The 21,992-nt window shown below is 40.4% G+C and carries 14 protein-coding genes and 1 tRNA gene; 7 read left to right on the plus strand and 8 right to left on the minus strand.

Annotation, left to right across the window (positions count from 1 at the left end; all coding sequences use genetic code 11):
- Positions 1–8: 8 nt before the first annotated feature.
- Positions 9–1,055, plus strand: coding sequence for a pesticidal protein Cry7Aa (locus tag AAG807_RS08635; protein ID WP_341902428.1), 1,047 nt, complete (start codon positions 9–11; stop codon positions 1,053–1,055).
- Positions 1,042–3,390: a glycosyltransferase gene (locus AAG807_RS08640; RefSeq protein WP_341902431.1), complete on the plus strand. Its 2,349-nt coding sequence runs from the start codon at positions 1,042–1,044 to the stop codon at positions 3,388–3,390. The genes AAG807_RS08635 and AAG807_RS08640 overlap by 14 nt, the downstream gene beginning before the upstream one ends.
- A 497-nt stretch (positions 3,391–3,887) precedes the next feature.
- Here the strand turns inward: AAG807_RS08640 and AAG807_RS08645 are convergent, their stop codons facing one another.
- Positions 3,888–4,079 carry a hypothetical protein gene (locus tag AAG807_RS08645; protein WP_341902434.1) on the minus strand — a complete coding sequence of 64 codons (192 nt, stop codon included), beginning with the start codon at positions 4,077–4,079 and terminating at the stop codon, positions 3,888–3,890.
- Positions 4,080–4,288: 209 nt separating this feature from the next.
- Between AAG807_RS08645 and AAG807_RS08650 the strand changes: the two genes are divergently transcribed.
- Positions 4,289–4,714, plus strand: coding sequence for a hypothetical protein (locus tag AAG807_RS08650; protein ID WP_341902437.1), 426 nt, complete (start codon positions 4,289–4,291; stop codon positions 4,712–4,714).
- A 227-nt stretch (positions 4,715–4,941) separates the two neighbouring features.
- Here AAG807_RS08650 and AAG807_RS08655 read toward each other — a convergent pair whose 3' ends face one another.
- The 4 genes from AAG807_RS08655 to AAG807_RS08670 all read right to left on the minus strand — a co-directional run bounded on the left by AAG807_RS08655 (position 4,942) and on the right by AAG807_RS08670 (position 7,094).
- Positions 4,942–5,520: a hypothetical protein gene (locus tag AAG807_RS08655; RefSeq protein WP_341902442.1), complete on the minus strand. Its 579-nt coding sequence runs from the start codon at positions 5,518–5,520 to the stop codon at positions 4,942–4,944.
- Between the two features lie 17 nt (positions 5,521–5,537).
- Complete coding sequence (locus AAG807_RS08660; protein WP_341902445.1) at positions 5,538–6,116, minus strand: hypothetical protein; 579 nt, start codon at positions 6,114–6,116, stop codon at positions 5,538–5,540.
- A gap of 73 nt (positions 6,117–6,189) precedes the next feature.
- Positions 6,190–6,777: a serine protease gene (locus AAG807_RS08665; protein WP_341902451.1), complete on the minus strand. Its 588-nt coding sequence runs from the start codon at positions 6,775–6,777 to the stop codon at positions 6,190–6,192.
- 243 nt (positions 6,778–7,020) lie between these two features.
- A tRNA-Asp gene (locus tag AAG807_RS08670) sits at positions 7,021–7,094 on the minus strand.
- Positions 7,095–7,398: 304 nt separating this feature from the next.
- Between AAG807_RS08670 and AAG807_RS08675 the strand changes: the two genes are divergently transcribed.
- From AAG807_RS08675 to AAG807_RS08685, 3 genes are read left to right on the plus strand one after another with little or no spacing between them, the layout of a single operon-like run.
- On the plus strand, positions 7,399–8,118 hold the full coding sequence (locus AAG807_RS08675; protein WP_341902455.1) for a pirin family protein: 720 nt from the start codon (positions 7,399–7,401) through the stop codon (positions 8,116–8,118).
- Positions 8,119–8,128: 10 nt separating this feature from the next.
- Positions 8,129–8,746: an NAD(P)H-dependent oxidoreductase gene (locus tag AAG807_RS08680; protein WP_341902458.1), complete on the plus strand. Its 618-nt coding sequence runs from the start codon at positions 8,129–8,131 to the stop codon at positions 8,744–8,746.
- Positions 8,747–8,805: 59 nt separating this feature from the next.
- Entirely contained in the window at positions 8,806–9,324 is a 519-nt protein-coding gene (locus AAG807_RS08685; RefSeq protein WP_341902462.1) for a YceI family protein, read from the plus strand.
- Between the two features lie 240 nt (positions 9,325–9,564).
- On the opposite strand, the gene AAG807_RS08690 is transcribed toward AAG807_RS08685, so the two are convergent.
- On the minus strand, positions 9,565–16,953 hold the full coding sequence (locus AAG807_RS08690) for a T9SS type A sorting domain-containing protein (protein WP_341902465.1): 7,389 nt from the start codon (positions 16,951–16,953) through the stop codon (positions 9,565–9,567).
- A 465-nt stretch (positions 16,954–17,418) separates the two neighbouring features.
- Positions 17,419–18,654 (minus strand): PKD domain-containing protein, encoded by a 1,236-nt coding sequence (locus AAG807_RS08695; RefSeq protein ID WP_341902468.1) that lies wholly within the window; start codon positions 18,652–18,654, stop codon positions 17,419–17,421.
- 93 nt (positions 18,655–18,747) lie between these two features.
- Here AAG807_RS08695 and AAG807_RS08700 point away from each other — a divergent pair, with 93 nt between their 5' ends.
- A complete protein-coding gene (locus AAG807_RS08700) occupies positions 18,748–21,003 on the plus strand; it encodes a T9SS type A sorting domain-containing protein (protein ID WP_341902471.1) in 2,256 nt (751 codons plus the stop codon).
- Between the two features lie 148 nt (positions 21,004–21,151).
- Here AAG807_RS08700 and ispE read toward each other — a convergent pair whose 3' ends face one another.
- The gene (gene ispE, locus AAG807_RS08705) at positions 21,152–21,955 is read right to left on the minus strand and encodes a 4-(cytidine 5'-diphospho)-2-C-methyl-D-erythritol kinase (protein WP_341902474.1); all 804 of its coding nucleotides are present in this window, start codon (positions 21,953–21,955) and stop codon (positions 21,152–21,154) included.
- Positions 21,956–21,992 lie beyond the last annotated feature (37 nt).

The raw sequence follows: 21,992 nt of genomic DNA on the forward strand, positions 1-21,992 counted from the left end.
ACACAGCTATGGTTCAGGTTATAAAAGAAGGTATCCTATTGGAAAAAACGGCTCATGACTTTGAGAGTCATGGGGTGCTCAATCCGGGGGCGATCCGCGAAGGAAGTGTGGTACATCTATTTTACCGGGCTGTTAAGGAAGGGAATTATTCATCAATCGGTCATTGCACACTGGACGGTCCTCATCAAATTGTCAGCCGTAATACGAATCCCATTCTTTTTCCTGAATTCCCTTACGAAGTTCATGGAGTGGAAGATGCCCGGGTTTGTAAAATTGACGATACCTATTATTTAACTTATACCGCTTATGATGGGAAGAACGCATTGGGCTCCCTGGCGACTTCACAGGACCTGATAACTTTTGAAAAACAGGGGATCATCGTACCTCAGCTTTCCTATTCCGACTTCGAAAAATTATTGGAAAAAGCCGGAATCGAAAAAGAACACTATTTGGGTTACTGCAACTCAATCAGCTTCATTCCGGAAAGGAATCAGGCCAATCTGATGTGGGATAAGGATGTGTTTTTCTTTCCGCAACGCATTCAGGGAAAACTGTGTTTTCTCCACCGCATCAAACCGGACATCCAATTGGTGTTGATCGATGAATTAAGTGACCTGACTCCTGAATTCTGGACGTCTTATCTTTCGGACCTGAAAAACAACACCATCCTTACTCCAAGATACGACCATGAAATAAGTTATATCGGTGGAGGGGCTCCTCCGATAGAAACAGAATCGGGATGGCTGTTGATCTATCATGGAGTGAAATGCACTCCTGAAGGGAACATCTATTCAGCCTGCGCATCCTTATTGGATCTGCATGATCCCAAGAAAGAAATTGCACGTTTAAATTATCCATTATTCGAACCGGAGTATCCCTGGGAACTCAAAGGAGAAGTTGACAATGTTTGTTTCCCATGCGGAACCACACTTTTCGGCGACACCTTATACATTTATTACGGAGCTGCAGATGAACAAATCGCATACGCTTCCTTAAGCCTTTCAGAACTCATTTCAGAACTCAAATTAAATACAATTAAAGATGAAACAGTTTAACAATAAACCTTCAATGGCAAGACCTGCGCTCTTGAATCATATCCCCATGAATAATTTAAAGTTATCAAACCAGGACGTTCCTGTCGTTTTATTGGTTACTTCCTATCCCCCAAGAGAATGTGGAATTGCGACCTATTCTCAGGATTTGTACCATGCTTTGGAGAAACAATTTGAGCATTCATTTGAAGTACAGGTCTGTGCTCTTGAAACCGGATCGATAAACTACCCTTCTTATCCTGAAGAAGTCACTTACAAACTTAAGACGGACCAGACTATTGAATATGCAGCACTTGCAAATAAGATCAATCAGAATGACCGGATTAGTCTGATAGTCATCCAACATGAGTTCGGGCTTTTCCAAACGGAGGACGAAACTGTTTTCCTGAAATTCATCCAGGCAATCGAGAAACCGGTAATCACCGTTTTTCATACGGTATTGCCAAACCCGGATGGGAAACGCAGAGCACTTGTCCGAAACATTGGGCTTATCTCAGATTCCATCATTGTCATGACCCATCATTCTGCGGAAATCCTGAAAAACGAATATGCCATTCCTCCGAAAAAAATAACGATCATTCCTCACGGAACGCATCTGGTACATCATCTGGATAAAGAAGCGCTGAAGCAAAAGTATAGCCTGAAGGGAAGAACCATACTCTCCACTTTCGGGCTGTTAAGTTCCGGCAAAGGAATTGACACCACACTCGATTCGCTTCCTCCAATCATTCATCAAAATCCGGAGGTAATCTTCCTGATTATCGGAAAGACTCATCCGGGAGTAATTGCAGTAGAAGGAGAAGTTTACCGCAACAGCTTGAAGTCCAAAATAAAGGAATTGAATCTGGAAGAGCATGTTCTGTTCATCAATGAATACCTATCATTGAAAGATTTGCTGGAATACCTCCAACTGACTGACATCTATCTCTTCACTTCCCTGGACCGAAACCAAGCGGTTAGCGGAACTTTTTCCTATGCAATGAGTTGTGGCTGCCCTATCATCTCCACACCAATTCCTCATGCAAAAGAGTTTTTGAATGAGGAAACCGGTATCATTGTCGATTTCAACAACTCCGATCAATTGGTCAGTGCGGTTAACAGACTGCTGGAAGACGAGCCTTTGAGAAACGCTTGCCGCATCAATGGTTTGGAACGGATTGCCTCTACTGCCTGGGAAAATTCTTCACTCGCTCACGTTGCACTTTTTCAAGAATTGATTGCTGATAAAATACAATTGCAGTATAGTTTGCCCGAAATTAACCTGTCACATTTCAGCAAACTGACTACCCGATTCGGAATGATTCAATTCTCCAAGATCAACCAGCCTGACCTCCAATCAGGATATACACTGGATGACAACGCCCGGGCAATGATCGCCAGCTCGATGTATTATGAAGCGACAATGGATGGTGCAAGCCTGGTAGCAATCCGGACTTATCTGGATTTCATTGAATTTTGTCAGCAACCGGAAGGCGAGTTTCTCAACTATGTTGATGAAAACCACCAATTCACACCTCAGAATGACGAAGTAAACCTTTCCGATTCAAACGGAAGAGCGATTTGGGCATTGGGATATTTGATCTCAAAACAGGCCATTTTTCCGGAACATTTCGGAGAACAGGCAAATTCCATCCTTCAGATGGCATTGAAAAGAGTTGAAGAAATGCATTCTCCTCGTGCTATGGCTTTTACTATTAAAGGATTGTACTATAGCAACCTGGAAAACAAGTCCGAAGAGGTGACTGCGCTAATCAAATTATTAGCAGACCGACTGGTTCAGATTTATCGTCACGAATCAGAAGAGAATTGGCCTTGGTTTGAAAGTTATCTAACCTATGCCAATAGTGTTTTGCCGGAAGCATTATTGTATGCCTGGAAAGAAACAGGAGATCAATTTTATAAGATGGTTGCAAAAACATCCTTCGACTTCCTATTATCGATGACATTCAACAAAACCGGAATCAAGTTAATCTCCAACAAGAGTTGGCTGCTAAAAGGCCATAAATCGGAGGAATTTGGAGAACAACCGATTGATGTAACCTATACTATCCTGGCACTTGACCGATTTTATGAAGTATTCGGTGATCTGAGCTACCTGGCAAAATCACAAAGCGCTTTCAGTTGGTTTTTAGGAAATAATCACCTCTCACAAGTAATCTACAATCCTTGCACAGGTGGCTGTTACGATGGTCTCGAACAAAAACATGTGAATTTGAATCAGGGGGCAGAATCCACCGTGAGTTACCTAATTGCACGAATGACGGTTGCGGATCAAAGGAAACTGAGAACCTCCCGCATACCCAGATTACATTTAATTAAAGAGGAACAGGAAGAATAACTGATTCGCAAATTGGGGATATGCATCAGTTCAAAGGAGGGGTGCATCTCCCTCCTTCAACGTTGACCCATCTACCACGAATGGATCTCCTTAAAACATCTGATGATTTATCGCTGCGAAAGCGGGAATGGTGTAATCGATTAACAGAGATTTCTAAATCCGACAATTGGGATTTCCAGATGCAAAAAGGGGGATTTTAACCTTCACCTCAATCTCCCCCTTCTTAACGCTACCTAACTCTTTAACCTCTATCTTTTCTTCATTCTAAAAATAGAACGGTGAAAAGACAATCTGCTTATATCATTTCTGAGGTTATTTACATCATTTTGAGATTTGTTAAGATTCAAAAGGTTTAAGCGCACCTTGCATTATTTTCTATTCAGTTATCAACTTATAGAAATAACCATTTCCATCTGATGTCCGGATGTTTTAAAGCAGCTGAGCTTTTACGTATAAATGTCGACTGTCAAAAACAAGTACCTCACTAATCCAAATTCCTATGACCTCCCTTCTTCCACCCAATCCTGAATAGAACCTATAACCTTGCCTTTGAACGCGTTTCCTTTTTCAGTTGAGAGCCACATCCCAATCCCCACTCCTGTTACGGTACCGATTGCAAATGCCTTTACGATTTTAGAAAAACTTCCGGATTTCTTTTTGCTCTTCGTTTTATTTTCAATTGCTTTCATCTTCTCTATTTTTAGGATTTTCTTCTATTTCTCTATCCTAAAATAACACTTTGGACCGCTAAAAACCTTACACAATTCACACATTCATTTGCAGACATCGCCAAATTATGCTAAATGATTCCGAAGCACTTTTTCTCTGGGATTGAATGTCCTAACTTTAAGAAAGTGACCTGATATTCAGGTTGGGAATATTCATTAAAACGTGCAAGATGGGAAGAGAGAACAATCAGGAATTTCAAGAATTTAAGGACAGACCGGATAAAGGAGAAGGAAGCGATCACGATTCAATGAAAACATTGTCCTCAACTACGAACAAACTTTCGCAAGAGGGTTACCACACGCAGTTCAAAGCATCCAAAAGCGGATTAGAATCCTTGGAAACACATGAAGTATTTAAACCTGACGAAGTGAAAATTATCAATTTTTATCGTTTTGAAGGAGAATCTGATCCGGCAGACAGTGCGATTCTATACGTTATTGAAACCAGCACGGGTGAAAAAGGAACACTAACAGATGCTTACGGCGTTTACACAGACCAGAAAGTATCCGAGTTCGTCCAGCAAGTTGAAGAAATCCAAAAAGCAAAAAGCAATCCACCGATAGACGGAAGACCGGAAGATCAGGAAGCTGGTTAACCACTCCGATGTATGTCATTAAAATCCCTCAAACCGTTGGCACAGTTTGGGGGATTTTGATTATTTGCTCCCATTTTTAAGGGAATCGAATCCGGCGAAGAGTATTGCAAACATTCTGACAGCAGAGAAAAACACCACAAAAAACGTTCAACGAAAAAGTGGTGGTTTCAAGGGATTGAGAATTATATAATTAGTGACACAGCCCTGATTCGAAAGAGTTGGGGCTTTTATCTACAGAGTGCAGTTCCTATTATCACACCAACTAGCACAGAGAAAAATGTTCCGAGATACACAATGACATTTCTAGATGATTTTCCAGTTAGAAGTTTCAGGATACCGTAAGAAATCAGCACAAATCCAGGTATTAAAATGAAAAACATATGACCTGAATAAACGATGGAATAGAACCAGATTAGGGTATTAATCAAGCTGGCAATTACTATTCCAACTAGTGTTCGGATAATGATTCCCCAATGAATTGAAAGGTCTTTTTCATGTGCCTCAATACTATTGAATTGTTTGGCAATAATCTCAGTTAATTCCTCCGAAGGAATTAAATCGGAGGTAATCTCGGATTGAATCACTTCCAAGTTCTTCCCATGAAGTCTCATTTGCACTACAATTTTATAGATTCTCTTCATTTCCAGCGGAAACCTTTCTTTCAACTCAATGTTCTTCTTTAACTGATCAAGACCACCTCTGCGTTCTATTTCAAGAATTAATTCATTGTTTACCTTGCCGGAATAGTCCAAAGTTGTTTGGTAACTTTCAAATAGGTCTTCGTCAGAAAATTTAGTGTATTTCATAATCCGATCTCAAATAATTATTTATCTTCTTTTTTACACTTCTTTGAAGCATCCATATAATACTCAAACCCGGTAAAATATAAATCTTCATTTTTATCCTTCACCACCCAAACATAAGGTTTATGATTCCTCTCTCTATCACTTATATTATAAGATAAAGTAGCAGACTCACAATCTCCGGATATTGTAACATGGAAAAAGTCAATGAGGTAGCTGGTATCCTTTAAATGAACCCAATTGGCTGGTTGCCAATTGGAAGTCAGAATGATTTGCCTAATATTATTTGCTAAGCGCTCAAATTGTTCATCTTCATACTTCACAGATTGTTCGCATTTTTTTATTCTTCCAAGTGAATCTAGTTTCACATTAAAATCAAAGTGAAAGTTACATTCATATTTCTCTGCTGTAAAATCATACTTTTTAAATTCTTTGTCAATTTTCTTTCGAATATCTTTGTTAAGACCACCCGTTAAGTACTTAAATGAATACTGAATCCATTGATCAAATTTTTCACGATTTTCAAACCGACTCGTATCCTGAGCCATCACAAAGGAAAAGACACCTGAAAGTACGAAGGATAATATAGCTGATTTCATGAGTTATTAATTTAGATTAAAACCAACACTTTCTTAGTTATTCTCATCTAATACACATTGATTTTCAACCATATTAATGCTTAACTCTCTTCACCAGATCAATCGGAGCAAGATAAAGTTTCAGAATCCCCTTCTCTCCCACCATTCCACCCAAGACATGGCCCACTACTCTAAACTGATCATCAACTACCGGAGCTCCACTCATACCTGCAGGTTCAATGTTGGAAGAATCCATAAAAATTTCCATTTGGTCAACAACCGTATACTGTTGAAAAGTGCCAAAGAATTGTTTTTGATTACAATCGGGATCAGAATATTCACACCCTATTATCGAAACCCGATCCCCTGGCTTCAAACGGTTAAAATTTGGTTTAAATATTCCTATTTCTTTCGGTTCATTCTTTAATTTCAACATTATCAAATCATCCATGATATCTTCACCGTATAACAAATCAGTTGTTTCAATGATTTCTTTTGACAATGTCCTGGTCCTTGAAAGTCCATACCAGTAATTCACGCTATCAGAATATGTTTCCAAGTCCAGAGCAGGACTAAAACCCATTTCATCTCTTGTTAGATGTTTTGCAGTAACCAGATAAGTGGATCCGTCAAATTCAAGTAAATAGGATGATGCTCCAGAAGCCAAGCTTCTATTCTTCATACTGATCTCATTACTGAGCAAGTACTGGGTTCTATTCAATTGCGGAAAGTGAAAAACATTCGATTTTTTTTGTTCACACGAGGAACAAACCGTGAGTAAAATAACACCAAGAAATAAATTGACGTATTTAACCATATAAATTGGTGTTAATTTAAAAAGACAAAACCCTCAAGACATTTGATACATCTTGAGGGTTTCTAAGCTTACAGCCATATAAGCTATTTTCTTCTAACGTTTTTTTAGCGGTCTGGACGGGACTCGAACCCGCGACCCCATGCGTGACAGGCATGTATTCTAACCAACTGAACTACCAAACCAATTTTCTTTCCGCTTTCACGAATCAAGCAACAGCTTGATTAAGAAATTGTGTAATGCTTTACGTTAAAAGCGTTGCAAAGATACACTGTATTTTCATTTTAGCAAGGGAATCTTGAAAAAAAAATCATTTTTATTCTTTCAAATTCCCATTATCACTAGAAATCAGAAGATTATTGATGGATTTCATGTTCCGTTTGTATGAAGAAATTCTTAAAAAATCAAAAAATATTATTTACCATGGTAATTAATTCAAAAGTTGTTGTACCTTTGTCATGTCAAATAATCCAAAAAGGAGAAAACAATATGAAAACAATCTTCCACTCAGAAAACTCAAGAGGTCATGCCAATCACGGTTGGTTGAATGCGAAACATTCTTTTAGCTTCGCTTCTTGGTATAACCCGGACAGAGTTCACTTCGGTACTTTACGTGTATTGAACGATGACACTGTTTCACCGGGAATGGGGTTTGGAACACACCCTCACGATAATATGGAGATCATCACGATTCCATTGGAGGGAGCTATCGCACACAAGGATTCCATGGGGAACAGTGCAACGATCAATGCCGGAGAAATCCAGGTAATGAGCGCAGGAACAGGCGTACAACACTCGGAATTCAATCCGAACGAGGATAAAGACCTGAAACTATTTCAAATCTGGTTGTTCCCGAACAAACGCAATGTGGAACCTCGTTACGACCAGCAAAAAATCGAGGTAGATGAGCATCCGAATGAATTGGTTCAGATCCTTTCACCGAATAAAGACGATGCAGGAGTTTGGATCCATCAGGATGCTTGGTTTCACATGGGAAAATTCACGGAAGACAAAACAATCACTTATGAACTTAAAAATCCAGCGAATGGCCTGTATGTGATGCAAGTGGAAGGAAGCTCGGTTATCGACGGTCAGCAATTAAATCGTCGGGACGCATTAGGAATAATGGATACTTCCTCCGTAACTTTGCAACTAACGAAAGGCGCTACTCTCCTACTCATGGAAGTTCCGATGGAAGTGAAATTGTAACAAAAGAGAAATGAAGAATGCATTAGCATGGCGGTATGCCACACAGAAATACGATCCAACGAAGAAAATAAGTAACGAGGATATGCAGGAAATTTTGGAAGCGATCAATAGCGCTCCAACTTCCTATGGTCTGCAACCCTTCAAACTGATACACGTGAAGTCTCCGGAATTACGCGCACAGTTGCGGTCTGCTGCCTTCGATCAGTCTCCCGTTACAGATGCTTCAGATTTGGTCGTTTTCACGGTAAATCGCAGCGTAGCGCATCAGCACATCGATTCATACATGCAGCGCATTGTAGAAGTTCGGGAAGTAGAACGTGAAAGACTGAACCGATTCCAGGAAAACATCGCGGGCACCTTGTCCAACTTGAGCTCCGAAGAACTGATTGCCTGGAATACCAAACAGGCATATATCGGATTGGGATTCGGATTGGTCATGGCAGCAACTTTAGGAATTGACAGCACGCCGATGGAAGGCTTTCAAAAAGAGAAATACGACGAGATCTTAGGTTTGACAGACGACCATTCGGTCCTGGTCTTAACCTTCGGTTATCGTTCGGATGAAGATCACACACAACATCACAAAAAAGTCCGCAAGACTTTAGAACAATTAGTAACGATTAAGTAGATTTTAGGATCTTCGGATAACAAGTAAAACAAACAATTAATAATTAAAATTCAATCAAAATGAGTACAACTAAATGGACAATTGACCCTTCTCACAGTGAAGTAGGATTTAGCGTAAAGCACATGATGTTTACAAAAGTAACCGGAACATTTGACAAAGTGGATGCAACGGTAGAAGCAGAAGACGGATTCAAAAATGTAGTAATCCATGCAAACATTGACACGGATTCTGTTAACACAAGAAACGAACAACGTGACGGACATTTGAAAAGTGGCGATTTCTTCGACGTGGAGAACCACCCACAAATTACATTTAAAGCAGAACTTCCTGAATTGAAGTCAGGAAAGATCGAAGGAGAGTTTTCTCTTCACGGGGTAACGAAACGCATTCCTTTGGATATCGAGTTCCACGGGGAAGGAAAAGATCCATGGGGAAATGAAAAAGCGGCATTCAGCTTTGAATCTTCTATTAACCGTAAAGATTTTGGGTTGACCTGGAACTCTGCTCTTGAAACAGGTGGTGTACTAGTTGGAGAAGACGTGAAATTACGCGGAGAGATCCAATTGGTTAAAGGATAAATAAGAACACAATATAAGAAAGGCCTTCGTCATAGACGAGGGCTTTTTTTTGTATAATCAATTAGTAAATCTATTCATCAAATTCAATCAATGCCTCGTGCTCTTCGTGTTCCTCGTGTTAATTAAAATCAACCACAAGGAACACAAAGCACACGAAGAAAATTTATTAATCACACTCAACAAAAAAAGCGGCCACTCTTTCGAATGACCGCTTTCACTTCTTAGAAGAAGATCAGATTATTAGTTCTTCACAATTCGTTCCAGAGAAGTGCCGAATTCGGTTTTAATTCTTAATGTATAAACACCTCTTTCGTAAGTGCTAAGATCAATTTGATCTCCGGACTTGATTTGAGTTGTTTGGATCAATTTTCCTTGAACATCCATCACTTCAACAGTTGCTGAAGCAGCTTCCATTGTCACGACAACTACATCGTGAGTCGGATTCGGATGAACTGAAATCGTTGAGATCATACTTTCCTTGATTCCAACGTTTGCAATAGTCACACAGTTCGTTGTATCCGAACATGTTCCATTTGATACGATCGCAGCATACGTTCCATTTGCTGTTGCAACAAACGTTTGTGCTGTTGCTCCTGCAATCGGTGAATTTGTCGTACAGTTGATCCATTGGTAAGTTGTACCGGCAGATGCAGTAGCTGTAGCATTTCCATTATCCGTTGCTGTTGCAACAAACGGTGCGATTGTCAAGTTCAATGTAACCACTGAGTCACAACCCGCAGCATTTGTAATCGTATCATTATACATTCCGGAAGCAGTGTAAGTCATTCCGCTTTGTGCCCATGTATAAGATGGGTTACAAGTCGAAACAGTTACCGTTGCCGTTGTCGGTTGGTTGATAGTTAAATTCAATGTGATAATCGAATCACAACCAGCCATGTTCGGAATGGTATCCGTGTAAGCACCAGAAGCAGTATACGTCATTCCGTTTTGAGCCCATGTGTAAGTTGTACACGCAGTTGCTGAAACACTTGACGATGTCGGTTGAACGATTGTCAAATTCAATGTGATCACTGAATCACAACCTGCAGCATTTGTAATCGTGTCTGTATAGATGCCTGAAGTGGTATACGTCATTCCGTTTTGAGCCCAAGTGAACGAAACACATTCCGATTCGACAACCAGACTTGAAGTTGGTTGATTGATTGTCAAACTCAAGGTAATTACCGAGTCACAACCAAACATATTTGGAACCGTATCATTGTAAGCTCCGGACACTGTATAAGTCTGCCCTGTCTGTGGCCATGTATAGGATACACAAGCTGTTTGAGTAACCAAAGATGCAGAAGGAGCACCAATTGTCAAATTCAATGTAATCACTGAATCACAACCAGCAGCATTCAGGATAGTTGCAGTATGCGTTCCTGAAGTTGTGTAAGTTGTACTGTTGATAGGCCATGTATACGTTTGACAAGCAACCTGATTTACCGTCGCTGTTGTCGGATGATTGATTGTCAAGTTTAATGTAATGACAGAATCACAACCTACCGCATTCAGAACTGTATCAGTATAAGCACCGGAAGTAACGTAAGTCATTCCGTTTTGAGCCCATGTATACGTGTCACAAGCCGCAACGCTTACAGATGATGCAGAAGGACTGTTGATAGTCAAATTCAATGTAATCACTGAATCACAACCAGCAGCATTCGGAATGGTAGCTGTGTATGCTCCTGAAGTAGTATACGTTGTGCTGTTTTGAGCCCATGTATAAGAAGAACATGCAGTTGCAGAAACAGACGAGCTTGAAGGTTGGTTGACAACTACGTTAACAGAACCGGTTGATGAACACCCGAAACTATTTGTAATATTAACCGAGTAATTCGTTGTTACAGTAGGGGCAACTCCCGTTGGATTTTGAACTGATGATGTGAAACCAGCAGGAGCAGATGTCCATGCGTATGTTGTCGGATCAACCGGAGTTGAAATGATTTTCACGTCATCTATCACCCAATAGTAACCCCATGCCGTTACGAAATTATAACGGATTTTTAAGTTTGATTGATTCAGGTAAGGAGCTCCCAAAACGATACTTTCATTTGCAGGAACTTGTGCCCCGGATGTCACCACCCCCTGGCTTCCCAAAGGAAGATAATCTTTCAATGTAGCCCATGAAGTACCTCCATCAGTAGATATTTCAAGGCGCACTAAGCTATCTCCTGAGTTCCATTTTTGGTAAAGGTTTTGGAAAGTAAGTGTTGCAGAAGTCATACCAACCGTACTGAAGGTAGGCGAAATCAAAGCAGCTCTTGTTTTAAGACCAGATCCTCCGATATCCCCATTCGTCATTGCGAAACCACCACCTTGTGGTGTTGCGAAGTTATTGAAGTAAGTCGTGTAGGTAAATGGTGCATTTTGTGCAAACCATCCCGACGCAGCAGGCGCTGTTCCGGAATAAGTTGTCGTCCAAGCACCCAATCCTGCATCAAAGTTTTGAGACAGAATAGTCACCGGATTTATTGGCGAACCTGTTGTAGAAGTTACTGACAAATTAACCAATTGTCCATTACAGATATCCGTATCATTTGCACCAGCAACAACTGCTGATGGATTCGGGTTAACTGTTACAACAACTGTATTTGTTGTTGAACAACCACCATCCGTTCCAGTTGCTGTATAGGTATATGTTCCAGCCACTGTTGGAGTGATAACTACCGGGTTACCAGCAACAGGTGTTGCAGCACCACTTCCAGCTGCACTTACCCAAGAATAAGTATAAGATTGGAATGGAGTTGGATTTGTATTTACAGCAGTCAATGTTACTGATCCATTCTCACAAACAGATGCAGCTGAAGTTGAAGCTGAAATCGCATCCGGTGAAGAAACGTTCACTGTAACAGGCACTCTTGCACTTTCACATCCAGTGACTGTGTTTATTTCACTTACATAGAATGTAGTGGTAACTGCAATCGTAGATGTGTAAGTTGTTGAAGTTCCGGATTGAAGCACCGTTCCTGCTACAGCCGCATCATACCATTTAAATGATGGAGTTGGCAACCCGGAAGTTGAAGTAACAGAAGCTGTTGGAACCTGAGTACCACATTGTGCAGAGTTTACAGCTGTTGGTGTCGCAGGTAAAGGATTTACTGTTACCGAGACACTTGGTGCAGGAGTAACTGTACATCCGGCAGCCGTTATTGTTGCTGTATAAGTAGTCGTTGCTGTTGGAGTAACAGTCAATGGGGTTGTTGTACCAACCGTTCCTACTCCATCTGACCATGAAATTGCAGAGATTGCAGGCGCACCATTTCCAGTAAAGACCACATTTAATCTATTCGTACTAGGTGTTCCAGTTGCCCCACCATTTGTTGACCAAGCAACCGTGTTTCCTGCGGTAGCTGTATAATATGTTTGGGAGTTATTTATTGAATTGGCTCCACTATGGCTTACTTCAACAACAATATTGGATGTTCCGTCCCAAATGTAAGGAGTCGAGAAGTTGATTACATTTACTCCAACTGCATGCGTATAAATTGCAGATGGAAAAACCGTGGTATAACCTGTTGTAGCTACAAAATCAGTAAACGCTGTAAGTCCAGTCGTACCTACTTTAACAATAAAGTTTGCATTTGTTGCTCCATCACCCAGAGTTGTAATATTGAAAGACATGGAAGTAATCGGACCTGCACTCAAACCTGCAGCCGTTAACTCAGCAGCAGTATAGATCGTTTGCATACGGTATGATGACCATCTGTTACAAAATGCTGTTGGCTGAGCCGTTGCACCAGTTAAAGTTGTTGCTGTTCCAATTACAGCACTAACATTCTTTGATAGACTTGCAGTTAGTGTAGTTGGGCTTCCAGCACAAAGTGTTGTTGTTGATGCTGTCACAGATGATGTAACACCCGTTAAAGGCTCATCTGTATAAGTTGTTCCATTAATAGAAGCACTTAAAGCAGATGAATTCGTAGCTGAAACCGCCCATGAAATAGTTGCATTGGCAGGTGTTGAAGCAGGAATAGTTGCTGTCCAAGTTGTTCCAGAAACGTTTGTCATTGCTATTGCAGTCTGAGGCGTACCATTGATTGAATAACCTAAATTCGCAGCAATGATAGTTCCAGTAGGAGTTGTAATGTTAACAGAAACCAAACGAGGTGCTGTAGTACATTGAGGAGCCGCAGGAGGTGTTACAGAGTTGATTGTAATCACTGGCAAAGCAGGAACACCATCAAATTCGTCAGCTCCCAAATCAGGAGAAGTACCACCACCATTCACTGAACCAGCCGGACCAGGACGAGATTGAGCATCAAAATCAGTAGTTACAGCTGCAATAGTTGTTCCACCTGATTCCATTGGAGTTGCACTAACCCCCATGTTTAGGTGAAGATCTCCAGTTGCCGTATTAACAAAAACAACCGGTAACGCAGAAAAACTATTTGCATCACTTGATGCTGCTACTCTCCAAGCATTAAATGTTGCATCAGTAGATCCCCAAAGACCAACAGTGGCTGTGTTTGCAGTATTTAACATATTGAAGTTACTTGCATTCACTCCCCAACCGGTTGCACTTGGCGCTGTACTTTGGTTTGCAATTGCATAGTGTTTTCCAGTACCTCCAGAACGTGTATTGTTGAAAATATTATTTCGAATATCGACAGTTGATGTAACTGAAGTTCCACTATTATCACCTCTCAACAAAGCAAAGGAAGGAAGAGCACCAGCACCAGCTGTACCTTCAACATGAATTGAATTATGATAAATGTTGATTGCACTTGCAGAAGTTGCACTGTTCCAAACTCCAATGAATTGGGTATTGGTTGTTTGAGCATCACCAAGTGAGATCATGTTGTTACTGATATTACTTCCAGCACCAATTGAACGTACCATAATTCCGGAAGCCGTTGGAGGAGTTGTTGCAGTTACTCCTGTTGAAGCATTCTGTAAATTGTAAATTTTATTCACTGAAACAACAGCAGCAGACAAACCAGCAATCCCAATACCATTTACATTTGATTGAACAGTACCAGTATTTGTTGCAATTAAGGTATGGATTAGGTTACCTGAAATTGTACCTCCAGCTGCAGAACCGCTGTGTAAAATCCCTTGAATTCCAGTACCAGCTAAACTTGTATTTGCATTCGCACCAGTAATCACTGAAATGGTATTTTGTGAAATAGTTGCAATTCCTGTTCCTGCATAAGCGATTCCACGAATCGATCCACCAGTAGTTGTACCGGATTGAGTTAAGTTGGAAATCGTATTGGATTGAATACTTGTTGCAAGTGTAACTCCGGATGTCACATCAATTCCACGGACAAGTTGCGCACCAGATGTAGCAACTGTAATTGCATTGATACTGTTTGCAGTTGCTGTACTACCGATAGTATTACCGTTAATAGTCGGAGTACCACCTGAAACCTGAATACCAGTTATTGAAGCAGGTGATGTAGCTGTAGAACCTAATCCATTGATTGATCCGATGGTATTACCTGTAATATTAACCGTTCCTGAACTGGAACTATTGATACCGACTACCACACCACCAGCAGTGGATGTTGTAGCAACGATTGCACCTGTTCCTGTTCCGGAACCAATCGTATTCGGTGTGATATTACCCACATTCACATTACCACCTGTAACGTTGATACCAGCGAAAATACCATTTCCTGTAGTCGCACCGCTTGAAGTGGTTAAACTAAAGTTAGTGATTGTATTATTTTGGATCGAAGAAGGTGCAGTTGTACCAGCTGAGATATTGATTCCAATAAATCTTGTGGCTACTGTACCTGCCATCGTATATGTTCCTGTTCCAGTGGAAGAAGCATAACCGATAGTGTTACCCGTGATTACGAATCCGTTACCGGAAGTGTTACTTACTTGAATACCATTATGTGTATTTCCTGAAGTGTAAGTGCGTGTTGCAGTTTGGAACAATTTATTATTACTAATTGTCCAAGTACTATTACCTCCACCTACAAAAACACCAACAGTAGAACTTCCTGCACTGAAGAAGTTAGAGATGTTATTACCTGTAATGATGTTATTGTCATTGAACTGAGCTGTTGTAGCTGTTGTACCGACAGAATAAATTGCATTGAAAGGTGTTGTTGCCCCATCGCGAATATCACAAGCAGAAATAGTATTGTTATCATTTCCATTTGCTCCAGTAGTTGTTCCAAAAACAATCGTACCTGAAGAAGTTGATGTATTCGTACTTTGAACGATACAATTTTGAATAACATTCGTGCTTGCATCGTTATTCAGCAAGATAGCATAACTTGTACCTGCATTTGTATTTGCGATAATCAAGTCATTAGCCCCAGCCTGATTCACACGACCATCAAATGTAATGTTCTTTGCATTGTTCAAGTTCAGAGTTCCTGTTGTATTACTACTTGTAATTGATAAACCGGATACTGTCGGGTAAACTTTCACGTTAAATGCACCAACAGATGCTGTGTTTGAACTTTGAATAGGGTATGTTTCCGGAGAAGCAGGGTATCCTGCTATCAACTGAAGCTCTACATCACCAATTAAACCTTGCGCATTAATGGTATTGAAAGCAGTAGTCAGGTTATTATAATCTCCACCTGAACCAACAGTTTTAATACCACTTAGTGTTCCCGTTGAAAGTGTCATTTGTGAGCCAAGAAGGTCAGGTGTACTAGTTGCACCCTCACTAATCGCTAAAACTTTCCAATAATAAAGTGTCGAAGTTGTAAGAGAAGTTGCGTTATAAGATGTCGCATTAGCAGCAGTAGTTGCAATTAAATTATAAGTAATTCCATCCAAAGAACGGTAAATCTGATACCCCACTTCAGTTGTGGCATTATCAACCCAGTTTAGAGTCATTCCAAAACCTCCAACTCCTGAAAAAGCAAGAGAGGTCGGAGCAGCTGGCATTGGAGAAACATATGAATATACACGTCTAGATCCGTCAGCAGCTGAAGTTAAATCTGTAATTGGACCAACTGCGGCAATATTCGGATTTGCGGCATAGGCCGCAACTGTAGAATTTGTGTGAGTTGCAAAAGCAACTGAAGCAAAAGAATTTGTTGCCGCACCAGTGTAAAATCCGATTGATGCAGCTCTGTTTCCAGTTGCGACGTCAGTAGCAGACATTGTTCCATATACGTAATCTATTTGACCTGTTGTTTCAGATAAAATCATTTGGAATGTAGATGTACCAGCAGTCCCAGTAGTTGTATAGAATAACTGCATGTTTAGGAACTCAACTACTAATTGACGATTCGGAGCAGCGCCAATTACTTTGTAATGAACTTTTCCGGTAGTTGTTCCCGTACGAAGATCCGCATTGAATGCAGCTAATCGGGGAAGTGCAATTGTACCAGCCGATATGGTGTAAATATTCGCACCGATTGCAGTACCACCAAGTTGCATAACCGCATCTTCATTAACTGAAAATTGAGTAAACACGTTACCCATCAACTGAAAAGAAAATCCGATTGGAGCTAACCCGGATGTGGCCGCATCTAATCCCGGACCAATCAATTGTGTCGTACCAGTGCTCATATCAACCAAAGATCCGGTTGCATTGGTAGAGAATGTGTAGTTGGCTGAACTCTGAGCTTTTAGCAGCGCATGTGGAGAAAAACACATGAATGCAAATAAAGCCGAAAGCGTTAACCACTTTTTAAAGGTATTATTCTTCATAAGTAAAAATTAAAATGTGTAGGTGATGAAATATGAAAAAATCAAGAGTGATCATTTCAAACCATAGCCTTATAATTTAAGTAACACTACAAAAATGTCACTATCCCAGCTACAAAAAAAATTGATATGCTAATTGATAGGACAATAATTGATTTGGTAAACCGATTTAGCTGAAAATTAAAAACTTAAAAAGCTAGTTGAATCCGAGCGAAAATGGGGTGAATTGGATTAATTCAAGGGGGAAAAAGAAAATATTGAATTGTTAATTATTTAACGTAATAATTATCAATAATTGATACTGAAGTGAAAATAACCGGTTCCAAAAAGCTTAAACTTGTTATCATCCTCTTATTTATGTTATTTTTTAATACAAACATTTTAAAAAATGAAATTTTAACAAAGACGTTAAACAGATAAAGGCATCTTATGGATGCCTTTATCTGTTTGTAAATTATTTCGATCCTTTTAGAAAATCCGAACAACTTTGGCAGCTCTTTCCGAATTGGTAAACCTGAACAGTTGCACTTGATTTATTCGAGGAATTGAAAGTGGAATTTGACCAACTTCTTGTTTTTCGAAAAGGGTTCTTCCATCAACACTCCATACTTCCAGTGAAAAACCCGGTTCGTTACTCATCACCTCCATGAACTCATCATGGGTTATCATTCGGACTTGCTCCACATTCAAATCCGATAGCCCCAAGGAGGTTACATTCACCTGGATAGACATCGTATCTGAATTGCACGAAGAAGTTGCAATCAATTGAACGGTATAGTTTCCATTCGAACTGAAAACGTGCTGCGCATCCGTTGTAGTTGCTGTTTGCCCATCCCCAAAATTCCAGCTATAAGTTACCGCGCGTGAACTTTCATTGGTCAATTGAATAGTCTCTCCATTTTGTACCATGGAGAAATCGGCTTGGGTCGGCTCATCAACCGGATGCAAATGAAAATGATCCAGAGAATCCAAAATAACCAGAGCTGCAGCATTTTGTAAAATCCCGGCAGTTGCAGAATTAAGTCCACCATAAAAGTTCGAACCTACAGGGGATTGCTGAAAAAGGGAAGTGTAAAATGTACAGGCAGCCAAATACGTCCCTTCCAAAGATGGGTGGGATTGATCTGCATTGTACAGGTTGATTGTCGGATGATTTGCCCGGACATATGACCAGACTCTTCCAACAGGAGAAACCATCGACCGGTCACTCGAATCTGCCATACGCATGTATGCATTGTACAAACGGGTATTCATTTTTTCAAAAGTGTTTATTTCCGACCATTGGGAATCTCCGTTTTGCCTTCCCCATGTCATGTAGTACATTACATTCCCACACGAATTGTTCGCCCAAATGCTATCCGTTAATTGAAGTGCGTATGGCAATGTCTGCGTATTCACTTGAGAATCCGGGAAACTGGGTTCCTGACTTTGACCTTGAATGACAACCACATCCCAAGGTTTTGAATGAATCTTGGAAAACGTCAACGGATCATTCACCTGGTTCTGAAATGTAAAACCGCCATTTGTTTTGGAATCAATCGTAATCTCTTTGCCCAAGCTGCTTGCAAGCGAACCAAGTGTTCCCGGCAAATCGTTCACATACGTATAACTGTTTCCTATAAACAGGACCGAAATGGAATCTTGCGCTAAAAGGCATGGGATTGTTAGTGGAAGAAGGAAAAAGAGGAGGAGAAATTTTTTCATAGTTTATTGTATTTGATTCATAAACCCCAAAACAGTTTTGGAGTTGCTCTTTATTTTGCCTTAATTTGGAAGAAGTATTGCAATCCTAATTGAATGAAAAAGACATTTCTTATTTTAATTACCTTCCTTGGCTTTTACAATTCGATTCTATCTCAGACATATTTAGGTTTTGAATACAACCCGAACATCCCTGTTAAAGTTGGAAGTACAACACTCCAAAATCCTTGGGCCGGAGGAATCAATTACGGACAATTTTCAACCATCGACTATAATTTCGACGGATTGGACGATTTGGTCATCTTCGACCGAAGTGGGGATGAATTCGTTCTGATGGAACACGTCATCAATGCATCTGTTCACAGCTACAAGTATGTTTACAAAGGATTCGATTACTTCCCTACTGACTGTAAATACCGCTCTGCATTCGTAGATTATGATTCAGACGGAAAAAAGGATCTGTTCACCTATGGAATCGGGGGAATCAAGGTTTACAGGAACATCGGGAATGCATCTTTAGGGTTACAGTGGCAACTGATCACAGACATTCTTCAAACCGATTATGTCGGCAATATTTCGAACCTATATGTCAGTGCAAGTGATATCCCGGCATACAGCGATATTGATTTCGACGGTGATATGGATATCCTGACGTTTCATATTGGCGGACAAAATGTCGAGTACCATCAGAATCAAAGCATGGAGCTCTACGGGATCCCAGATTCCCTGATCTTTGAATTGAAAAATCAATGCTGGGGAAAATTCAGTGAGGACGCCAGCAACAATGACCTGTTTTTAAATCAAACGGCCTATCCATGTGAAAATGGAGATATTGCAAACCCATTAAGACCCGCACATCTTGGAAAAGACTCCGTGAATGAAAGTGTCACAAGACATTCCGGTTCCACGCTATTAGCGATGGATGTAAACAACAACGGAGTGATGGATTTGATTTTGGGAGATGTCGCTTATCCGAACATCACACTTTTAGTCAATGGAGGAACAGCACCGAATACCAATTCGCCGATGATCAGCCAGGATCACAATTATCCATCTGTTGCTCATCCGGCTTACATGCAGTTATTTCCAGCCATGTATTGGGAAGATGTAGACTTCGACGGAAAAAAGGACCTGATTGTTGCTCCGAATGCGCGAACCGTTTCCGAAAATCAAAACAGCGTTCAGTTTTTTAAAAACACGGGAACAAATGCCCTTCCAAATTTCGTCTACCAGGAAAACAATTTCCTGCAAAAGGATATGATCGATCATGGTTTGGGAAGTATCCCGGTTCTGGTTGATGAAAACGCAGATGGATTGAAAGATTTGCTGGTAGCAAATTTTGTCCGATATAAAGCTACTTTGAATTTGGAATCCGTCTTTCAGTTATACCGAAATACAGGAACAGCAACCAATCCGGAGTTCACACTAGTGAATAACGACTATTTGGGTTTATCCTCACTCGGATTAGGATTACGTGCAACTCCCACTTTTGGAGATTTGGATGGTGACGGTGACCAGGATCTGATCATTGGAAAAGAAAACGGGACTTTGGTTCGTTTCACCAATACTGCCGGAGTAGGAAACCCATTAAATTTCGGGACTTCTGTTTCTGTGAATGACCATACGGGAACTCCAATCCAGGTGGTTTCGTATGCATTTCCGCAATTATTCGACTTGAACAAAGATGGATTGCTGGATCTGATTGTCGGAAAAAAGACGGGCGAAATAGCTTATTATCAAAATACAGGAACAGGTTCCAACGCCATTTTCACACTGATCTCACAAAACGTTGGTCAAGTAGATATTTCACCAAATCCGGATGGGTATGCCGCACCTCATTTCTTCCGGGTAAATGACACAACTCATCTGTTCGTTGGAGCCTACAATGGCGAACTCAATTACTATAAGAACATTGACGGACATCTAACAGATGGAGATACCTTCAGTTTATACTCGAATAGCTTCATCGATTTGGAAGTAGGGCTTTACAGCACGGTTTTCGTAGACGACATCAATGGAAATGGTTTCCTGAACCTATTTGTAGGTCAAGACCTGGGAGGGCTATTCCTGTTTGAAGCAGATCCATTGAGCTCCGTATCCCTTAAAGAATTTGATATCGAATCCAGCCTGGTGCTCTCTCCAAATCCGGGAAATCAACTGATCCGCATTCTGTCAAAGGAAGGAACCACCGCAGACCTGAAACTTCATGGCGTTTATAATGGTTTGGGGCAAAAACAAGATCTGGAACTTTCCGGAATAACCGTTGACGTCAGTAACTTAAGTATCGGAACTTATTACTTTGTTTTGGAAAGCAATGGAAAAATTGAGCACTTGAATTTTATTAAAAACTAAATCAAATTGCCGGCTTATTTTTTCATGTTCAAAAACAATAAAGCATTAAAAATCAATATTTTAACATTAAATCTGTTCGTGTTTTTGCGAATTCGCGAACAAGCGAATCTTGTGAATTTGTGAATTCTAAAATTTACAAAGGGTAAAACTAGAGTTTCAAATAGGTTTCATATTGTACTTTCCGCGACCATTGAATCGATTGGATTTCCGACTCAAAAATTCCAAACAGCGTAGATCCGGAACCGGTCATTGCAGCATAAACTGCTCCATGGGCATATAATTCATCTTTGATTAGAGCCAACTCCGGATACTTAGCGAAAACAGATTGTTCGAAGTCATTTACCAATTCATCTTTCCAGTTATGTATCGGTTTCTCTAAAACCGTTTTCAGTGAAACCCGGTTGCTATTTGGAGCAATCCCTTCATATGCCTCTTTTGTTGAAACATGGATTCCAAGGTTCACCAAAACCACAAACTTATTTTTCAAATCGATGCTCAAAGGAGTCAGGACTTCTCCCCTTCCGGTTGCAAACTGCAATCCACCCTCGATAAAAAAAGCGCAATCAGAACCGATTTTTGAAGCCATTTCGATCAATTGTGCATTTCCTATTTCAGGAGCATAATGATCTCTTAGCAATTTCAAAGCGAATGCAGCATCGGAAGAACCTCCTCCCAAACCTCCTCCCATCGGAATAAGTTTATGCAAATGAAAAGAAAGCGGTGGAATCGGTTTGTGCTTTTTAAACTCAGCAAGCGCATCTAAAATCAGATTACCCGAACCAGGAATTTCAAGACCTGAAGTCGTAAATCCGGATTCTTTGCTTTCAACAAGCTCAAGTATGTCATTAAACGGAAGTTCCAATAGTGCCGTCTCAATGTCATGGTAGCCATCATCTCGTCGTTTCAAGATATGCAAACCCAGGTTTATTTTGCATGTTGGAAAATTAATCATGTCGTAAAATTAATAGATGCGAACTATTTTCGTAAAT

Source organism: Fluviicola taffensis DSM 16823, from assembly GCF_943372375.1.
Classification (GTDB): Bacteria; Bacteroidota; Bacteroidia; order Flavobacteriales_D; family Crocinitomicaceae; genus Fluviicola; species Fluviicola taffensis_A.

Coding starts and splice junctions, on each gene's coding strand:
- AAG807_RS08635 (WP_341902428.1), top strand. CDS start 9: ATGGTTCAGGTTATAAAAGAAGGTATCCTATTGGAAAAAACGGCTCAT.
- AAG807_RS08680 (WP_341902458.1), top strand. CDS start 8,129: ATGAAGAATGCATTAGCATGGCGGTATGCCACACAGAAATACGATCCA.
- AAG807_RS08690 (WP_341902465.1), bottom strand. CDS start 16,953: ATGAAGAATAATACCTTTAAAAAGTGGTTAACGCTTTCGGCTTTATTT.
- AAG807_RS08645 (WP_341902434.1), bottom strand. CDS start 4,079: ATGAAAGCAATTGAAAATAAAACGAAGAGCAAAAAGAAATCCGGAAGT.
- AAG807_RS08665 (WP_341902451.1), bottom strand. CDS start 6,777: ATGAAGAATAGAAGCTTGGCTTCTGGAGCATCATCCTATTTACTTGAA.
- AAG807_RS08675 (WP_341902455.1), top strand. CDS start 7,399: ATGAAAACAATCTTCCACTCAGAAAACTCAAGAGGTCATGCCAATCAC.
- AAG807_RS08655 (WP_341902442.1), bottom strand. CDS start 5,520: ATGAAATACACTAAATTTTCTGACGAAGACCTATTTGAAAGTTACCAA.
- ispE (WP_341902474.1), bottom strand. CDS start 21,955: ATGATTAATTTTCCAACATGCAAAATAAACCTGGGTTTGCATATCTTG.
- AAG807_RS08650 (WP_341902437.1), top strand. CDS start 4,289: ATGGGAAGAGAGAACAATCAGGAATTTCAAGAATTTAAGGACAGACCG.
- AAG807_RS08700 (WP_341902471.1), top strand. CDS start 18,748: ATGAAAAAGACATTTCTTATTTTAATTACCTTCCTTGGCTTTTACAAT.
- AAG807_RS08640 (WP_341902431.1), top strand. CDS start 1,042: ATGAAACAGTTTAACAATAAACCTTCAATGGCAAGACCTGCGCTCTTG.
- AAG807_RS08685 (WP_341902462.1), top strand. CDS start 8,806: ATGAGTACAACTAAATGGACAATTGACCCTTCTCACAGTGAAGTAGGA.
- AAG807_RS08660 (WP_341902445.1), bottom strand. CDS start 6,116: ATGAAATCAGCTATATTATCCTTCGTACTTTCAGGTGTCTTTTCCTTT.
- AAG807_RS08695 (WP_341902468.1), bottom strand. CDS start 18,654: ATGAAAAAATTTCTCCTCCTCTTTTTCCTTCTTCCACTAACAATCCCA.